This is a genomic window from Nocardioides rotundus, from assembly GCF_019931675.1.
Lineage (GTDB): Bacteria > Actinomycetota > Actinomycetes > Propionibacteriales > Nocardioidaceae > Nocardioides > Nocardioides rotundus.
Map to the genome: position 1 here is coordinate 2,474,649 of NZ_CP082922.1, position 16,880 is coordinate 2,491,528.

The following is a 16,880-nucleotide window of genomic DNA, read 5'->3' on the forward strand; positions in this document are numbered from 1 at the left end:
AGTCACAGGGGTCAGCGCAAGGAATCTGAGTAACTACAAACATGTAATTTCCACTCGACACGCCGACGGGTGTGGTGAATCTAGCCCAGATCCGCCTCGAGGCCCGGCCAAACCGCGCCCGAGGCAGCCGGAACGGGCTCAGATGTCCGCGCCGATGGCCTCGTCGTCGGTCGGGTCGTCGTCGTCGTAGTGCAGGTAGCGGATGCCGGCGTCCACGTCGCCGTCGAAGCCGACCTTGCCGTCCTCCAGCACGATCACCCGGTCGCACATCTTCCGCACCGACGCCGCGGCGTGGCTGACGTAGAACAGGGTGCGACCGGAGTTGCGCACCTCCTGCATGCGCTCCATGCACTTCTTCTTGAACGGCTTGTCCCCCACCGCCAGCACCTCGTCGGCGAGGAAGATGTCGGAGTCGACGTGGATCGCCACCGCGAAGCCCAGGCGCGCCTTCTGACCCGAGCTGTAGTGGCCGACCCGGCTGTCCAGGTGCTTGCCCAGCTCGGAGAACTCGACGATGTCGTCGAACTTGCGCTGGGTCTCCTTCTCCGACATGCCCAGGATGGCGGCGTTGAGGTAGAGGTTGTCCCGCCCGGACAGCTCGGGGTGGAACCCTGCGCCCGTCGCGATCAGCCCGGCGATCCGGCCGCGGGTGAGCACGCTGCCGGTGTCGGGTCGCATGATCCCGTTGATCAGCTTCAGCAGGGTGGACTTGCCGGACCCGTTGAGCCCCATCAGGCCGACCGACTCCCCCTGCCGCACGGTGAAGGAGACGTCGTCCACGGCGGCGAAGGTGTCGCTGATCTTCTCCCGGCGCAGCGCGGCGACGCTGACCTGCTTGATCGTGCGGTGATAGCGCAGCTTGAAGCTCTTGGTGACGTTGTCGACCACGATCGACTCGGGCGCGTTCTCGACACTCATCACAGCTGCTCCGGGATCCGGCCCTCGGTGCGGGAGAACACCAGCTGGGCGATGACCAGCAGGACAACGCCGAAGAGGACGCACAGCCACCCCAGCTGCATCAGGTGCGGCGGGATGTTGGCCGCCTCGGTCTTGGCCGGGTCCGGCGTGGTGCCGACCCAGAAGGCGCGCTGCACGAGCAGTACGGCGTCGGCCAGGGGGTTCCACAGGTAGTACTGGGCGAAGTCGTGCCCGCCGATGTCGCCGAACCGCTCCTGCACCAGCGCGAACGGGTAGACCATCGGCACGCCGAAGCGGATGAAGTTGCTCAGCACGCTCACCGCGTTGGAGACGTCGCGCAGGAACACGTTGGCCACGCTCAGCAGCAGCGCCATCGCCGTACCGATGAGCGCGCACGCGACCAGGGCGAGGGCGAGCCCGGCCATCCCCACGGGATCGGGCCGCCACCCGTAGGTCAGGCAGATCACCAACAGGATCACCAGCTGCGGCACCACGTGGAAGGCGGAGACCAGCATGGAGGCCACGGGGAACATCTCCCGTGGCACCGCCATCTTCACCACCACGCCGCGGTTGCGCACGATCGAGCGCGTGCCGGCGTTGAGCGTCTCCACGAAGAAGTGCACGACGATCAGCCCGGCGAAGACGTGCACCGCGAAGTTCTCCACCTGGCCGCGCTGCATGATCACGCCCATCACGAACCAGTAGATGAAGAACTGGCTGAGCGGGTTGATGTAGGACCACACCAGGCCCAGGAACGACCCCTGGTAGCGCGCCTGGATCTCCCGGCGCACCAGGAGGCGCAGCAGGTAGCGACGGCGGAAGACCTCGAGCAGGCCCGTGGTGCTCGAGGGTGGGACCAGCGGGGGGAGCTGCTCAGTGCCCGCCGGGCCCGTGGTCACTCGTAGCCTTCGAAGGTGCGCTTCCACGCCTCGGGGCTGGTCAGCTCCGGCAGCGCGTCACGGTAGCGGCGCGCCAGCTCGGGCCAGTCCCGCCACAGCTGCGCGTGCAGCTTGGCCGACCGGGTCATCTGGGCCCGGAACTCCTCGGGGTCGCGGCGGTAGAACGAGGCGCTCGTGCCGTCGGCGGTGGAGACGATCGCGGAGTCCATCTGGGCCAGCCGCCACCAGCGCTGGTCGACGTGCGGCACCAGCGCCTCGGGGTAGTCCCGCGACAGGTCGCGCGGCTTGGTCACCTGCCGGACCAGGCCCACGGCACCCACCAGCATCTTCCCGACCGTGGTGGTCGGGCTGGCCATCGCCTTGCCCCGCTTCGGGGGCTTCTTGCGGCGCGGCTCGGGGAACGCGCTGAGGTCGCTCTCGTTGTGCCCGTCGGAGTAGCCGTCGCGCATCTTGCGCACCTCGCCCAGGCGGGTGGCCATGTCCCGGTGCATCCGCTCGGGACCGTCGAGCACGTCCTGCAGGGCGCGCAGGATGGTCTCGCCGGTGGAGTACTGCATCGCCACCATCCGCATGGAGTGGTTCTCCCAGGACTCCATGACCATCCGGCCGCCGCGCTCGTAGGGCGTGTGCAGGAGGCAGGAGATCAGCCGGTTCCGCTCATGGAAGTAGGCCTGCCAGTCCAGCGTGTCGTCCTTCTCGGTCCACGGCACGTGCCAGACCGCGGCCCCCGGGAGGGTGACCGTGGGGTAGCCCGCCTCGCCGGCGCGCAGGCCGAACTCCGCGTCGTCCCACTTGATGAACATGGGCAGCGCGAGCCCGATCTCGCGGATCGTCTGGGTGGGGATCAGGCACATCCACCAGCCGTTGTAGTCGACGTCGACGCGCCGGTGCAGCCACTGGGTGCGGCGCAGGGACTTCCGGGAGAAGTCCTGTCCGTGCACGGTGGACGGCGCCGGCCCCCAGAACCAGGTGTAGCGCTCCAGGGTCTCGCCGTACGCGTGCAGCACCGAGCGGTCGTAGAGGCTGAACATGTGCCCGCCGACGATCGTCGGCCGGCTGCACAGGTCGGCGAAGGTGATCGCGCGCAGGATGCCGTCCATCTCGCAGACCACGTCGTCGTCGAGCAGCAGGACGTAGTCGGATCGGCCGCGCGCCTCGGCCTCGAGCATCGCGCGGGAGAAGCCGCCCGATCCGCCGAGGTTGTCCTGGTCGATGATCCGCAGCTTGTCCCCCAGGACGGCCGCGGCCGCCGGGTAGCTCTCGTCGTCGCGCACCTTCTGGTTGCCCTGGTCGACGACGATGACCTCGTCCAGTACGTCGAGCACGGCCGGCGTCTCTGCCAGGTTCTTCAGCTGGGCCGCGCAGAAGTCCGGCCGGTTGAAGGTGGTGATCCCGATGGTCAGGGTGCCCATCCGCATCCGGTCGGTCTCCACCGACCAGTGCGCGCTCTCCAGCACCAGCTCGCGGTTCTCGGCCTCGATGTCGAACCAGTACCACCCACCGTCGATGAACGGCTGGAGCGAGAGGTCCAAGACGACCTCCTGCACCCCGTCGCTGTCGATGTGCACGGCGTCGGCACGCATCACGTGCCCCTTGGCGGTCGAGCGGTAGATCAGCAGGTTCCCCGATCCGCTCAGCCGGGCGGTGAGCCGCACGGACTCGATGTCGGTCCAGCGGCGCCAGTAGCTGGCCGGGAACGCGTTGAAATAGGCACCGAAGGAGAGCCGCTTGCCGGGCTCGGCGATCGCGTAGCCGTCGGAGGAGATCCGGCCGAAGCCGCTGATCCCCTGCTCGCCCTCGGGCGTCGTCTCCGTCTTGACGGTGTCCTGGTTCTCCTCGCGACCCATCTGCTTGGTCGGCGCATCGCCACCGGAGAAGCTGGAGAGTCCGTTGACGTAGAGCGGACGGATGTCCAGGTCCTCGTCCGGACGCATCAGGGTGTGCTGGACGATGCGGTAGCCGCGAGTCGTCTCGGGTGCCGACTCGCTCACGCGTGCCTCGCTCACAGGTGCCTTCCTCCGGGTTGGGTCAACGTCGCACAAGTTATCAGCCGGGACCGCGCGGCCCGGTGTCCCTGACGGGGTGTCCCCCGCCACGCTGGAGGGCTCAGGCGGTCCGCTCCGCCAGCTCCTCGACCCGCGCCGCGATCGCCGCGTCATCGAGGTCGAGGTCCTCAAGGATCGTGTAGCGGTCCGGCCGGGTGCTGGGGGCCAGACGCACCGCCGCGGCGAACTGCTCAGCCGTGAGCCCCAGGTCGCGATGCGACCTCGGCAGCTCGTGCCGGGTCAGGGCGGCCGCGATCTCCTCGAAGCGCCGGTCCTCCCCGCGGAGCATGGTGGCGAACAGCGCACCGACCCCGGCGAGCTCACCGTGGCCCGCCGTACCCGGGAAGAGCTGGTCGACCGCGTGCAGCAGCTCGTGGCAGGCACCGCTGCAGGGGCGGGAGGAGCCGGCCACGGCCATCGCCATCCCCGAGAGCACCAGGGCCTCGGCGAGCACCACCAGGAACTCCTCGCTCTCGATCCCGTCGTCGCGGGCGATCACCGCCTCGGCACCGGTGCGGGCGAAGGCGACGGCCAGGCCGTCGATCGGCTCGCCCCGCGTCCGATGCGCCAGGTCCCAGTCCGCGATCGCCGAGAGGTTGCTCAGCACGTCGCCGACGCCGGCCCGCACCAGCGACGCGGGGGCGGCCTGCACGTAGTCGAGGTCGACCACGACCGCCAGGGGCATCGCCACGCCGTAGGAGCCCTTGCCGTGCGCATGCTCCAGCGAGGCCACCGGCGAGGCGATGCCGTCGTGGGCCAGGTTCGTGGCGACGGCGACCATCGGCAGGCCCGCGCGGGTGGCGGCGTACTTGGCGACGTCGAGGGTCTTGCCGCCGCCGATCGCGACGACGGCGTCGTACCCCTTCTCGCCCAGGGCGGCCTGGAGTCGGCCGGCCTCGGCGAGGCTGGCGTCGTTGACCGAGATCACCTCCGCCTCCGGCAGCGAGGGCTCCAGGGTCGACCAGATCGCAGCGCCCTGGGACGGCCCCACGGCCACCAGGACGCGTCCCGCCGTGGAGATGAACCGCTCGTGCAACAGCCGGTCCAGCCCCTCGACCGCCCCCCGCCGGATGTCCATGAACAGAGGACTGGGGAGCATCCTGCTCAGGACCGGCACGGGCGTCTCCTCTCGATCGGGGACAACCTAGCGCGGCGGTCCCCCCTCGCCTCAGCCGGCGACATACCGGGACTTACGGCGCACCTTCTTCCAGTTGGCCAGATAGGCCCGGTAGGCCGAGGAGGCGGTGAGCATCAGGGTGTTCTCGTCGCTGAACTGCAGGGCTCCGCCGGTCCAGTTCATCGAGCCGGTGAACACCCGGGTGGTCATCCGGTCCTTGCCGTACCCGCCCTTGACGAGCACCAGCTTCTGATGGCTGCGCACGTCGGGCAGCTCGTCGCCCCACAGGTCGTGCCGGCTGTCCCACAGCTCCAGCCTCCCGCGCTTGGCCGCGATCCGCAGCCGCGTGATCACCTTGCGCGAGGGGGCTCCGAGGTTGACCTTGACGTCGCAGCCCTTCTTGCCCAGCCGGACCAGCTGCCCGGCCAGCCGCTCGCCGCGCTTGCCGCTCCACCAGAACATCGACACGTGGACCTTGGTGGCCACCTTCTTCATGGCGACCTTCTTCTTGCCCTTCTTGCCCTTCTTGGCCTTGTCGCCCTTCTTGGCCTTGTCGCCCTTCTTGGCCTTGTCGCCCTTCTTGCCCTTCGTGGCCTTCTTGCCCTGAGCGTCCGGTCGGGTCTTCACCGGCACCGAGGTCCGGCAGGTGATCTGCTCGAGCTCGGCCATGACCGGGTCCTTGCGCTTGTCCCCCTGGATGCGCGGGTAGAAGCGTGACTTGGTGCCCTTCTCCTTGAAGGTGAAGCCCCGCTTGGTGCCGATCTTCTCCCGGGTCATCTTCCGGTGCTGCTTGCGGTAGAGGCGGAACGACTTGGGAGCCGAGCGCATGGTCCACATGTCGTTCCAGCCCAGGTTCGCCCCGCCCTTGTTGAGGTTCGAGGAGCTCACCATCACCACGTTGCGCGCCCTGCCCGTCTCGGAGAACAGGTAGAACTTGCTGTGCATCGCCCCGTGCGCGCTGCGGCAGGCGTTCTTGCACATCTTCACGTAGCTGCCGTCCGGGCCCCAGGATGCCTTGCTGGACAGGTCGGCGCGCGCCATCCGCTTCGCCTTGCCGTAGGGGATCTGCCGGGTCTGCGGCCGCGCGGCCCTGCGGATCGCCTTGCGGGTCCGCTTGGCCAGCTCGGCGCGGGCCTTGGCCTTGCGCTTCTTCGCCTTGGCCTTGCGCTGCTGGGCCTTCTTCTCCGCCCGCTCGGCGCGCGCCTCCTTCTTGCGGAGCCGCTCCTTGCGCTTGTCGGCCTTCCACTTCCTGCGCTCGGCCTTGGACATCTTCGCCCACTTCTCGGCCCAGCGCTTCTGCCGCTTCTCGCGGGCCTCCTTCGCCTTCTTCGACCCGCGCTTCTTCTTCGCCTTGTCCGTACGGCGGTCGGCGCGCTTGTCCGCCTTCGCCTTGGCCCGCTTCGCCTTCGCGGCCCGGCGCTCGGCCTTGCGCTCCTGCTCGGCCTCGAACTTCTTCTTCACCCGCTTCACCACGGCGGCGCGCTTGTCCGGGCGCAGGCCGTTGCAGCGTCCGGTCCGGGCCGGGAGCCGCTTGGTCTTGGTGACGGTCTTGTAGGTGGGCTTGTTCCGCTTGCCCTTCTTGCCGGCCTTCTTGCCCTTCTTGCCCTTGGCCGGCTTGACCAGCTTCTTCACCTCGACCTTGCGGGTCTGCACCCGGTTGTCGGCATTGAGGTACTTGATCAGCTTCTTCGCCGGGCGGCCGTAGATCGACTCGTCCAGGATCACCCGGACCTTCACTCCGCGGCGGCAGGCGTCGATCAGTGCCTCGGTGGTGTCCCACCGGTCCATCAGGTAGGTGGTGGCCAGCACGGTCGACCCGGGCCGCGCGTTGCGGATGGCGCGATCCACCTTCTCCACGATCCGGTAGCGCTCGGCCTTCGCGCCCCACGGCTTGGGCACGTTGAAGGTGGCCCCGCCGTCGGGAGCCCAGGAGGGCTGGGCCTGAGCCGGGGCCGACACCACGGCCAATCCGCCCAGCAGCAGCGCCAGAGCGATCAACAGCCTTGCCTTGCGCACGATGGAAACCCCACTGACGGTGAGTTGTCTGGTCTCGACCAGCCACCATCAGGTCCCCCCAACGGCACCCGTGGTGTTACCTGTGGGGCCAGTGGTTTTGGAGTCTAGTAGTGGGAACACCTGGGGAGGTGCACATCGCGTCCCCGGTGTGTCCTCGGGATCAGTACCGGGTGGCGACGGTCCGGGCGATCGCCAGGTCGTCGTGGTTGTCGACCTCCACCCAGGGGGTGCCCTCGGGGATCGGCGCGAGCGAGATCCTCTCGCCCCGGTTCACCAGCTCCTGGTAGCCGTCCTCGTAGTAGAGGTCCGGGTCGCGCTCGAAGGTGGCCTGCAGCGCGTCGGCCAGCCGCGGCACGATGGAGGCCTCGATCAGGCTGGCGCCGATGTACTCCCCCATCGCGGAGTCGGGATCCATGAGCTTGGTGATCCTGCTCAGATGCCCGGCCTCGTCGACCTGCATCTTCATCTCCTCGTCCGCGAGCCGCTTGTGCACGTCCGCCGCCAGCAGCAGCTCGGGGCCGCGCGCGGCCAGCAGGGTCTCCTCCACCGACACCGGGTGCACCGTGTCGCCGTTGACCATGAGTACGCCGTCGGCCATCTCCTCGCGGGCGCACCACATCGAGTAGGCGTTGTTCCAGATCTCCGCCTTGTCGTTGAACACCAGCTTCAGGCGCACGCCGTACCGCTTCTCCAGCGACGCCTGCCGCTCGCGTACGGCGTCGGCGGCGTAGCCGACCACCACCACGACGTCGCGCAGGTCGACGGCCGCGAGGTTGTGCAGGGCGATGTCGAGCACGGTGTCCTCGCCCCGCACGGGCACCAGCGTCTTGGGCAGCGTGTCCGTGTACGGCCGCAGCCGACGCCCCGCCCCTGCGGCGAGCACCATCCCGATCACAGCAATCCTCCTCGTGTCATCGCCCCGGTACGCCGGGGCGATGAGGGAGCCTAGCCGAGCCGGTGGGGCGCGACGCACGGGCGTGAGGCCTCGCGGACGAGCACCCCGGCGTGTGCGACGCTGTGCGCACCATCTCGCACTCCAAGGGGGCACACGCCGCATGGCCGACCGGGTCTTCTTCCACATCGGACTGCCGAAGAGCGGCACGACCTACCTACAGACGATCATGTGGCAGAACCGGGAGCTGCTGCGACGCCAGGGCCTCCTCTACCCCGGCCGGAAGCGGATGGAGCACTACCACGCCTTCCGTCAGGCCCAGGGGGCGCCGCTCAGCGAGCTCGCCGGCAACGGCGACGTGTGGGGCAGGTTCACCCAGCGCCTCGCGGCGTGGAACGGGACGGGCCTGCTCTCCCACGAGTTCTGGTCCATGCTCGACGCCGACGAGGCGCGCAGCGCCATCGAGGACCTGGCCCCCGCCGAGGTCGAGGTGGTCATCACCGTCCGCGACTACGTCCGACAGTTCCCCGCCGTGTGGCAGGAGTCGCTGAAGATGCTGTCCCAGGACAGCTTCGACGAGTTCATGGACAAGGCGTTCGCGCGGCGGCTCCCCGGCCCGTGGAGCTGGCGGACCCAGGACGTGGTCGCGGTCGCCGACCGGTGGGCACGGGCGGTGGGCGACCCCTCCCGGGTCCACCTGGTCACCCTGCCGCCGGCCGGGGCGCCGCGCGAGCTGCTGTGGCAGCGTTGGCGCGAGGTCCTCGGCTTCGACGACACCGGCTTCGACATGTCGCTGGCGGTGGGCAACGAGTCGCTCGGCGCGCCGCAGGCCGCGCTGCTGCACGACGTGAAGCCCTACCTCTCCGACCCGTTGAGCTCCCGGCCCGAGTTCCACCGCTGGGTGCGGCAGTACTTCGGCCACGAGGTGCTGGTGCCGCAGAACGGCCCGCGCTTCGGGATGCGTCCCGAGCAGGCGCTGCGGATGCGGGACCTGTCCCTGGCCGCCGTGGACGAGCTCGGCCGGACCGGCTACCCGGTGACAGGCGACCTGCAGGATCTGGTGCCTCCCGCCGACCCCGAGGTGCGCCCCTCACCGGACGAGGTCAGCGAGTCCGAGCGACTACAGGTGGCCGGCCGGGCGATCGACCAGATGATCCGCGACGTCCGCGACCTCACCCGCGAGCGGGACCGGCTGCTGGCCCAGCAGAGCCGCAGGACCGGAATGTCCGCCCCTGCCGGGAACGGAACCGCCCGGGTCCGCAGGCTCGCGAACGGCCTGCGCACCCGGGCGGGTCGGCTGCTTGCTCAGCGGTAGCGCTTGGAGAAGTTCCGGATGCGCTCCCACTGCTTGCGGTACGGCGCGTAGGCGACGTCGCCGGTGATGTTGAGGGTGTTCTCGTCGCTGTAGGTCAGCGCGCCGCCGGTCCAGTTCATCGAACCGGTGGTGACCCAGCGGATCTTGCGGTTGCTGCCCATGGCGCCGCGCACCATGACCGACTTCATGTGCGTGCGCACGTCGGGCAGCGAGTCGCCGGTGTAGTTCTTCCGGCTGTCCCACAGCTGGATCACGCCGCGGCGGGCCGCCAGGCGCAGCTTGCCGATGATCTCCTTCGTCGGCGCGCCGACGATGATCTTCACCGTGCACCCGTTGCGCCCGAGCGAGAGCAGCTTGTCGGCGAGCCAGTTGCCGCGCTTGCCGCCCCACCAGAACATCGACACGTTCACCTGGGTGCGACCGAACCCGCTCCAGCACTTGATCTTGTTCAGGTCCGCGAGCACCGGGTCCTTGGCCTTGCCGGCCCCGATGATCGGGTAGAAGCGGCTGACGAACGGGCCGTCGACGTACTGGTTGCGCGAGGTCGAGGCCCGCTGCTCACGGGTCATCGCCAGGTGCTGCGCCTGGTACTTCGCGAAGCTGCCCGGACGACGCTTCATCGTCCACATGTCGTTCCAGCCCTTGGAGGCGCCGCCCTTGTTGAGGTTCGACGAGCTCACCATGATCACGTTGTTGGCCGAGCCGGTCTTGGAGAAGGCGAAGAACTTGTCGTGCATGGCGCCGTTGCCACTGCGGCAGGCGGCCTTGCACTGGTAGACGTAGCTCTTGTCCTGACCCCAGGACCACTCGGTGCCGAGCCGGGTGGTGACGCTGTTCAGCGCCTGGGTGCGGGTCAGCGGCTCGTCCAGGTTCTGCACCTGGCCGCGGGCCATGGTGCGGGTCCGGGTGTTGCACGGGCCGGCCTTCGGGCCGTCGCCGGTGCGGTTGTCGGCGTTGAGCGCCTTGATCACCCGGCGGGCCGGGGCGTCCTTGACGCCGCTGTCCAGCAGCACCCGCACCGAGACGCCCCGCTTGCAGGCATTGATCAGCCGGTCGGCGGTGATGTCGCGGTCCAGGAAGTAGCTCGTGATCAGGATCGTCTCGCCCCGGGGCGTGCGGGCGATCGCCTCCTCGACCTTCTTGATGATCCGGTAGCGGGCGTCATACCCGCCCCACGGCGCAGGCGTGTTGAACGTCGCGCCGCCGGCCGGCTCCCAGGCATTGGCCGGGGTGGCCATGAACAGGGTGCTCAGCACTGCCAGCACAGTGCTGAGCAAGGCGAACTTCTTCACGGTGGAATCTCCCCCAGAGCATTGAGTACAGATCGGGTGGTCGCGTACGGCGACCAGCGCACCCGCAACACTGTAAGTGACGCGGACGCGTTATAGGACGTCCGGGCGCGGCGATTGGTTGTGAGCCGCGATACGCCGCGACGGGTCAGTCGCCGTCGACCCCGCCGGAGGTCAGCGGCGCCCCGTCCTGGAAGTGCGGCTTGAGCCGGTTGTCGAACATCGACAGGGCCGACCCGATGGCCATGTGCATGTCCAGGTACTTGTACGTGCCGAGCCGGCCGCCGAAGAGCACCATCTGCTCCTTCTTCGCCAGGTCGCGGTACTTCAGCAGCTTCTCCCGGTCCTCGGCGGTGTTCACCGGGTAGTAGGGCTCGTCCCCCTCCTCGGCGAACCGGCTGTACTCGTGCACGATCACCGTCTTGCCGGGAATATGGATCTTGACCCGCTCGGGGTGGAAGTGCTTGAACTCGATGATCCGGGTGAAGGGGACGTCCTGGTCGTTGTAGTTGACCACGCCGGTGCCCTGGAAGTCGTCAACCTCCTCGACGCTCTCCTCCAGGTCGACCGTGCGCCAGGACAACCGGCCCTCGCTGTTGCCGAAGTACTCGTCCACCGGGCCGGTGTAGACGATCGGCACCCTGCCCTTGTAGTCCTCGGCGACGTCGAAGAAGTCCGTCTCCAGGCGGACCTCGATGTTGGGGTGGTCGGCCATCTTGGTCAGCCAGGCGGTGTAGCCGTCGACCGGGAGCCCCTCGTGGGTGTCGTTGAACCACCGGTTCTCGAAGGTGTAGCGGACGGGGAGCCGGGTGATGATGTCCGCGCTGAGCTTGGTGGGGTCGGTCTGCCACTGCTTGGCGGTGTAGCCCTTGATGAACGCCTCGTAGAGCGGCCGCCCGATCAGGCTGACCGCCTTCTCCTCCAGATTCGTGGCGTCCTCGGTGGCGATCTCGCTGGCCTGCTCGGCGATCAGCGCGCGGGCCTCGTCCGGGGTGTGGCTGCGACCGAAGAACTGGTTGATCAGGCCGAGGTTCATCGGCAGGGAGTAGACCTGCCCCTGGTACTTGCCGAACACCCGGTGCTTGTAGTCGGTGAAGTCGGTGAACCGGTTGACGTACTCCCACACCCGCTCGTTGGAGGTGTGGAAGAGGTGGGCGCCGTACTTGTGCACCTCCACCCCCGTCTCGGGGTCGCGCTCGGAGTAGGCGTTGCCTCCGATGTGGGAGCGCCGGTCCAGCACGAGCACCCGCTTGCCCAGCTCCTCGGCGCACCGTTCGGCGATGGTCAGGCCGAAGAGGCCGGCGCCCACGACGACCAGGTCGGGCGTGGCGGAGTCGGACACGGCGGGGTCGGACACGTGGAGGGCCTTTCTGAGCAGGTGCGCGGGCGCGGGCAGTCTAGCCCGCGGCGGATCCGGCGACCGGGGACCCGGAGCCGTGTCGGCGATCCCGTACCGCGCCCGCTTAGGATCGGCCCCATGACGTCGGAAACCCCCGGAATCACCGACCGCTCCGGACGTCCCCGCCGGGTCTTCATCCACGTGGGTGCGCCGAAGACCGGGACGACCTTCCTGCAGAACGTGCTCTGGCAGAACCGGGAGGCGCTGGCCCGGGCCGGGCTCTGTTACCCCGGAGCGAGCGCGGCCGCCCACCACCAGGCGGCCCTCGACCTGCGCGGTGCGGCGTTCGGGAGGAAGCCGACCCAGGCATCGGTCGGGGGGTGGGACAGACTCACCGCCGAGGCGTCCGAGGCCGAGGGCGACGTGCTCATCTCCTCCGAGCTGCTGGCCTGGGCCACACCGCGCCAGGTGGACCGTGCGTTCAACTCCCTGTCCGGTTTCGACGAGGCGCACCTGGTGATGACGTTGCGCGACCTGCGACGGCAGGTGCCGGCGGTCTGGCAGGAGGAGGTCAAGAACCGGCGCACGATGAGCTATGCGGAGTTCCTCGAGCGCGCCGCCACCGCGGGCCCGGACGACCACGGGCCGGGTGGGATCTGGATGGGGCAGGACCCGCGGCTGGTCCTCTCCAACTGGGCCGAGGGCCTGACCCCCCAGCGGGTGCACGTGGTGACCCTGCCGCCGGTGGGCGCTCCGAGCGGCCTGCTGTGGGAGCGCTTCTGCTCCGTGCTGGGCATCCGGCCCGAGGCCTACGACACCGAGGTCCGCGGCAGCAACGTCGGCATCGGCCTTGCCGAGGCCGAGGCCCTCCGCCGGCTCAACCTGCAGCTCTCCGACACGGTGCGCTGGCCGCAGTACGCCATGCTCGTCAAACACGGCCTGGCCGAGAGCTCGCTGGCCCGCACGGGCAGCCAGAAGATCGTGCTGCCGGAGGCCTACGCGCCGGCGTTGGCACGCCGTACCAAGGAGATCACTGACGCCCTGCGGGTCAGCAACTACGACCTGGTGGGCGATCTGGAGGACCTGGACGTCCGCGTGGACCGGGACCAGGTCGGCGAGCCGTCGGACGGCCTGGCCACCCCGGCACCCGAGGCCGTGGCCGAGGCCAGCGTCGCGGCACTCGCCGAGGCCGTGGAGCAGCTGGCCAGCAGCCGGCGCCGCGTCGCCAGGTTGCGCCGGGGCGAGCCCGACCCGGGCGATAACCCGCCCCCGGAGGAGGAGAGCGGGACCGCCAGGGCACTCACCCGGCTCCGGGCCCGGATGCGCAGGCGGGAGGCGGCGGGCTAGAAGAGCTCTCGCTGCCGGTCCAGCAGCTCCTGGACCGCGGCGTCGTCGCGGTTCGCGATCGGGATCAGCAGCTCCTGGACGATGTCGGTGAGCTCGGCCACCCGCCGGTTGAGCTGTCGGTTCTCCTGGACGTCGTCCTCGAGCTCCTGCACCCGCTGCCGCAGCTCGGCGAGCTCCCCTCGAAGGCGGGCTACGTCCTCGACCGCGTTCCAGGCGCCCGGGGCCACCCGGCGCACCGCCTCGCGTGCCGAGTTCCGCATCTGCTGCTTCATCGTTGCCACTCCACCATCATCCGACACTTCGGGCCGTTCTCACCGCTGACATCCTCTCGGTCGACCACCACGCCCCCCTGACGCTGCACCGTCCGGATCACCCGCATCGGGTCCAGCCGCCGCTTGCGCCGGCCCGGACCCACGCGGCGCCCGTCCAGGGCCACGATCGAGTCGAACTCCAGCAGCAGCCGGCCACCGCCGGCGCCGGCCATCGTGACCAGCCGCCAGAAGTTGGGCTTCCCCTGGGGGTTGAGGTCGCTCAGCAGCCCTCGGGCGTAGACGGTCACCGGTGCTCGCCGGCTGAGCCGGGCCCCCAGCCCCAGGGCGTGACGCAGGTCGTAGAGGTTGGACTGCTCGACCTCGACCGGCACGCCGGCCGCCTCGGCCGCATCGGTGGCCACCCGGACCGCGGCCGGGACGAAGTCGACCGCCAGCACCCGATGGCCCTGCTCGCCGAACCAGACGGCGTCCCCGCCGGTGCCGCACCCCAGGTCCACGACGTAGGAGTCCTGCGGCATCCGCTCCGCGGCCCAGCGGGCGAAGTCGCTCGGCTCGGTCGGCGGCGCCAGCCGGCCCTTGCGGCCGTAGTAGCCCATCCAGCGGTCGCGGTCGGCGCGCAGGCCACCGAGCCACCCACCGATCCGCCGGGCGCGCGCCCGGGGCGCGGTGTACTCGAAGGCCGGGTCCGGCACGCGCCACCCAGGGCCGTAGGCCGCCTGCAGCAGGTCCTCCGGCCGGTTCGGCGCCGGCCAGGTGCGGCCCTCCAGCTCGATCTCGCCCAGCGGCACCACCGAGGAGCGCGGCAGCTTCTCCCGGATGTCGTGGACCTGGTAGAGGTACTCCCCCACCCGCCAGCAGGCGAAGACGTCCAGGTTGCGCAGCACGCCATCGGACTGGGTGAAGTAGAGCGCCAGGAAGCCGCCGTTCTCGCGCTTGCAGCGGTAGCCGGCGGCCGTGAGGGCCCGCTCGACCCGGAAGGACTCGCGGATCACGTCGGCGGGGTGCTCGTAGTCGCTGAGGTAGCCCAGGTCGACGTCGACGTCGTGCCCGATCAGCCGTCCGTTGCGTACGGCGCCCAGGAGCGTGCCGAAGGAGATGAACGCCGGCAGGCCGCAGTCCTCACGCAGGACCGCGAGCACCTTCTCGCACTCGTCGAGGTAGCCCTCGACGGCGGTCCGGTCGGCACCGTCGAAGGGCCGGTTGAGGCGGCCGTACTTCGTCACCGCCAGGGAGCGGCCCTCCGCGTCGCGGATCTGCACCTCGCCCTCGCCGGTGCCGAGCTGCACCTCGACGTCGAGCCGGGCCTTGCCGCTGACATGCTCGCGCACCACCACACGAGCCCGTCCGTCGAGGAACCGCTTGAGCACCTCCGGCCACGGGATCAGCCGGAGCCCGTCCTCGTCGGCGTCGTCGTGCCGGTCGGCCTGGAAGGACCAGACCCGGTGGTCCCCGATCTCGACATCCAGGACGCCGCTGACCCGCTTCGGCAGGTGCAGCCCCTCGAGGTCGACCAAGCCCCTGCCGTGATGGACCACGAGGTCGTCATCGGTTGTCGTCGGCTCGCCCATGGTGCTCGGGATGCTACTACCGGGAAGCGGGGCGACCACCCCGACCCTCCGGCGTACGCGGCATCCTGCGGGCGTCCCGCAGGGCGGCCATCACATTGCGCGCCTCGGCCCGCCCGCCGCGCAGCGGCGCCAGCGCCAGGACACCCGCGGTGATGAGGTACGGCTTGGCCCGGACCAGGGCGTTCTGCCCGTGCCGCCGGTGCACCGCGAACAGGTTGCGGTACATGTAATAGCCCTTCCAGCCGTCCAGCGCGTGCTGCTGGTCGAAGTCGAGCTGGCGCACGAGTACGGCGTCCCGCACAGCCCAGATCGTGCGGCCGGCCGCCCGGGCCCGCAGGGCGTAGTCGCAGTCGTCGTAGAAGATGAAGAACCAGGCGTCGGGCAGGCCGATCTCCTCCACCACCCGGCGGCGGATCATGAAGCCCTCGAACGCGACGTTCTCGACCGGGAGCAGCGCCGGCATCTCGGCCCGGCTGGAGTAGGTGCTGTCCACCGAGGCGGTCTTGGGCCGGATCGCCAACGGGTTGGCGAGATCGAAGCGGATCGCGCTCTTCTCCACCAGGCGACCCTGCCGGTCCTCCCGCACCGCCATCAGGCAGTCCTCGTCCACCGACATCAGCACCTCGAGGCACTCCGGGACGGGGACCACGTCGTCGTCCATCAGCCACAGCCGGTCGTAGCCGGCCCGGGTCGCCTCCTCCGCACCCCGGTGGAAGCCGCCGGCCCCGCCCGTGTTCTCCTCCAGCCGCAGCACCCGCAGCGGCAGGTCGGTGCGTGCCGCCAGCACCTCGGCGGTGTCGTCGGTGCTGGCGTTGTCCACCACCCACACCGCGTCCGGCGGATGCGTCTGCGCCGCCAGCCCGTCGAGCATCCCGGTCAGCAGCGCGGACCGGTTGTAGGTCACCACGACCACCGCGACCGTCTCCCCGGTCACGGCAGGAACCTCCGGTGACCGGTGAAGTCGCCGCGCAGCCCGTCGCGCATCGCCTGCAGCGAGAGCCGCAGGCGGGCCGGGCTGGGCCGGGTGAAGGTGTAGAACCACAGCGTCTTCGCGACGAACGCGGCCGCGTGCAGGGGGCCGGCGTACTCCTTGAGGTTGAGCAGGTTGTTGCGCGCCATGCTGTAGTGCTTCAGGTCGCTGGGGCTGTGGTTGTACGTCGTCCTGCCGAACGCCATCGGGGTGCCGAGCTCCCCCACCGTGGGATGGCGCAGCACGGCGTCGGCCACCGTGGCGGTCCGGGCCCCGGCGCGCATCGCCCGGAGCCGGTACTCGTGGTCGTCGCCCCAGATGAAGAACTCCTCGCGGACCGAGCCGATCCGCGTCACCAGCTCGCGGGTGACCAGCACCCCGTTGAAGGGGATCACCACGTCGCGCACCAGTCCGTCGCGGTCAGCGGCGGCCCGCACCTGCGCCAGCGTGGTGAGCGCCTTCGAGCGACCGGGCGGGCGGATCGGGAAGACCAGCCGGTCCGGATCAAGCTCGTCGACCACGACCGGGCCCCAGAAGTCCAGGGCGCCGTCGTGCTCGAGCAGGGTCGCCAGGCAGTCCGGCTCGGGCAGGCCGTCGTCGTCCATCAGCCACACCAGGTCGGCGCCCGCCTCGACCGCCGCGAGCAGGCCTCGGTGGAACCCACCGGCGCCGCCGGTGTTGGTCTCCAGCAGGATCGACCGCAGATCCTCCTGCCCGCGCAGCCAGTCGCCGGTGCCGTCGGTGGAGGCGTTGTCGACCACCAGGACGCCGGCCAGGCCGGGGGTCTCGCGCAGCCGCGCGACCAGTCGCCGGAGCAGCTCGAGGCGGTTGAAGGTGACCACCACCGCGAGCACGCGCGGTGGGGCGGATCGGGTCACGCGGACACCCTACGG

14 protein-coding genes are annotated in these 16,880 nt (G+C 69.9%); 2 read left to right on the top strand and 12 right to left on the bottom strand.

The features are described 5' to 3' along the window. Positions 1 to 138: 138 nt before the first annotated feature. From K8W59_RS12245 to K8W59_RS12270, 6 genes are all read right to left on the bottom strand, one after another. On the bottom strand, positions 139 to 918 hold the full coding sequence (locus tag K8W59_RS12245) for an ABC transporter ATP-binding protein (RefSeq protein WP_223394213.1): 780 nt from the start codon (positions 916 to 918) through the stop codon (positions 139 to 141). Then, the gene (locus K8W59_RS12250) at positions 918 to 1,817 is read right to left on the bottom strand and encodes an ABC transporter permease (RefSeq protein WP_223394215.1); all 900 of its coding nucleotides are present in this window, start codon (positions 1,815 to 1,817) and stop codon (positions 918 to 920) included. The genes K8W59_RS12245 and K8W59_RS12250 overlap by 1 nt, the downstream gene beginning before the upstream one ends. Continuing rightward, positions 1,814 to 3,823 (bottom strand): glycosyltransferase, encoded by a 2,010-nt coding sequence (locus tag K8W59_RS12255; RefSeq protein ID WP_223394217.1) that lies wholly within the window; start codon positions 3,821 to 3,823, stop codon positions 1,814 to 1,816. The genes K8W59_RS12250 and K8W59_RS12255 overlap by 4 nt, the downstream gene beginning before the upstream one ends. A gap of 100 nt (positions 3,824 to 3,923) precedes the next feature. Continuing rightward, positions 3,924 to 4,979 (bottom strand): iron-containing alcohol dehydrogenase family protein, encoded by a 1,056-nt coding sequence (locus K8W59_RS12260; RefSeq protein WP_223394219.1) that lies wholly within the window; start codon positions 4,977 to 4,979, stop codon positions 3,924 to 3,926. 51 nt (positions 4,980 to 5,030) lie between these two features. Beyond that, positions 5,031 to 6,995 (bottom strand): phospholipase D-like domain-containing protein, encoded by a 1,965-nt coding sequence (locus K8W59_RS12265; protein ID WP_223394221.1) that lies wholly within the window; start codon positions 6,993 to 6,995, stop codon positions 5,031 to 5,033. Positions 6,996 to 7,155: 160 nt separating this feature from the next. Then, positions 7,156 to 7,881, bottom strand: coding sequence for a phosphocholine cytidylyltransferase family protein (locus K8W59_RS12270; protein WP_223399793.1), 726 nt, complete (start codon positions 7,879 to 7,881; stop codon positions 7,156 to 7,158). A 169-nt stretch (positions 7,882 to 8,050) separates the two neighbouring features. Between K8W59_RS12270 and K8W59_RS12275 the strand changes: the two genes are divergently transcribed. Continuing rightward, positions 8,051 to 9,202: a hypothetical protein gene (locus tag K8W59_RS12275; RefSeq protein WP_223394223.1), complete on the top strand. Its 1,152-nt coding sequence runs from the start codon at positions 8,051 to 8,053 to the stop codon at positions 9,200 to 9,202. On the opposite strand, the gene K8W59_RS12280 is transcribed toward K8W59_RS12275, so the two are convergent. After that, positions 9,193 to 10,494: a phospholipase D-like domain-containing protein gene (locus K8W59_RS12280; RefSeq protein WP_223394225.1), complete on the bottom strand. Its 1,302-nt coding sequence runs from the start codon at positions 10,492 to 10,494 to the stop codon at positions 9,193 to 9,195. The genes K8W59_RS12275 and K8W59_RS12280 overlap by 10 nt on opposite strands. 145 nt (positions 10,495 to 10,639) lie before the next feature. Further along, complete coding sequence (gene glf / locus K8W59_RS12285; protein WP_223394227.1) at positions 10,640 to 11,848, bottom strand: UDP-galactopyranose mutase; 1,209 nt, start codon at positions 11,846 to 11,848, stop codon at positions 10,640 to 10,642. Positions 11,849 to 11,968: 120 nt separating this feature from the next. On the opposite strand from glf, the gene K8W59_RS12290 reads away from it, so the two are divergent. Further along, on the top strand, positions 11,969 to 13,177 hold the full coding sequence (locus tag K8W59_RS12290; RefSeq protein ID WP_223394229.1) for a hypothetical protein: 1,209 nt from the start codon (positions 11,969 to 11,971) through the stop codon (positions 13,175 to 13,177). Here K8W59_RS12290 and K8W59_RS12295 read toward each other — a convergent pair. From K8W59_RS12295 to K8W59_RS12310, 4 genes are read right to left on the bottom strand one after another with little or no spacing between them, the layout of a single operon-like run. Next, on the bottom strand, positions 13,174 to 13,449 hold the full coding sequence (locus tag K8W59_RS12295) for a DUF6752 domain-containing protein (RefSeq protein ID WP_223394231.1): 276 nt from the start codon (positions 13,447 to 13,449) through the stop codon (positions 13,174 to 13,176). The genes K8W59_RS12290 and K8W59_RS12295 overlap by 4 nt on opposite strands. Further along, on the bottom strand, positions 13,446 to 15,017 hold the full coding sequence (locus K8W59_RS12300; protein ID WP_223394233.1) for a class I SAM-dependent methyltransferase: 1,572 nt from the start codon (positions 15,015 to 15,017) through the stop codon (positions 13,446 to 13,448). The genes K8W59_RS12295 and K8W59_RS12300 overlap by 4 nt, the downstream gene beginning before the upstream one ends. A gap of 16 nt (positions 15,018 to 15,033) precedes the next feature. Further along, entirely contained in the window at positions 15,034 to 15,951 is a 918-nt protein-coding gene (locus K8W59_RS12305) for a glycosyltransferase family 2 protein (RefSeq protein WP_223394235.1), read from the bottom strand. Next, positions 15,948 to 16,865 carry a glycosyltransferase gene (locus K8W59_RS12310; RefSeq protein ID WP_223394237.1) on the bottom strand — a complete coding sequence of 306 codons (918 nt, stop codon included), beginning with the start codon at positions 16,863 to 16,865 and terminating at the stop codon, positions 15,948 to 15,950. Before K8W59_RS12310 ends, K8W59_RS12305 begins: the two co-directional genes overlap by 4 nt. Positions 16,866 to 16,880 lie beyond the last annotated feature (15 nt).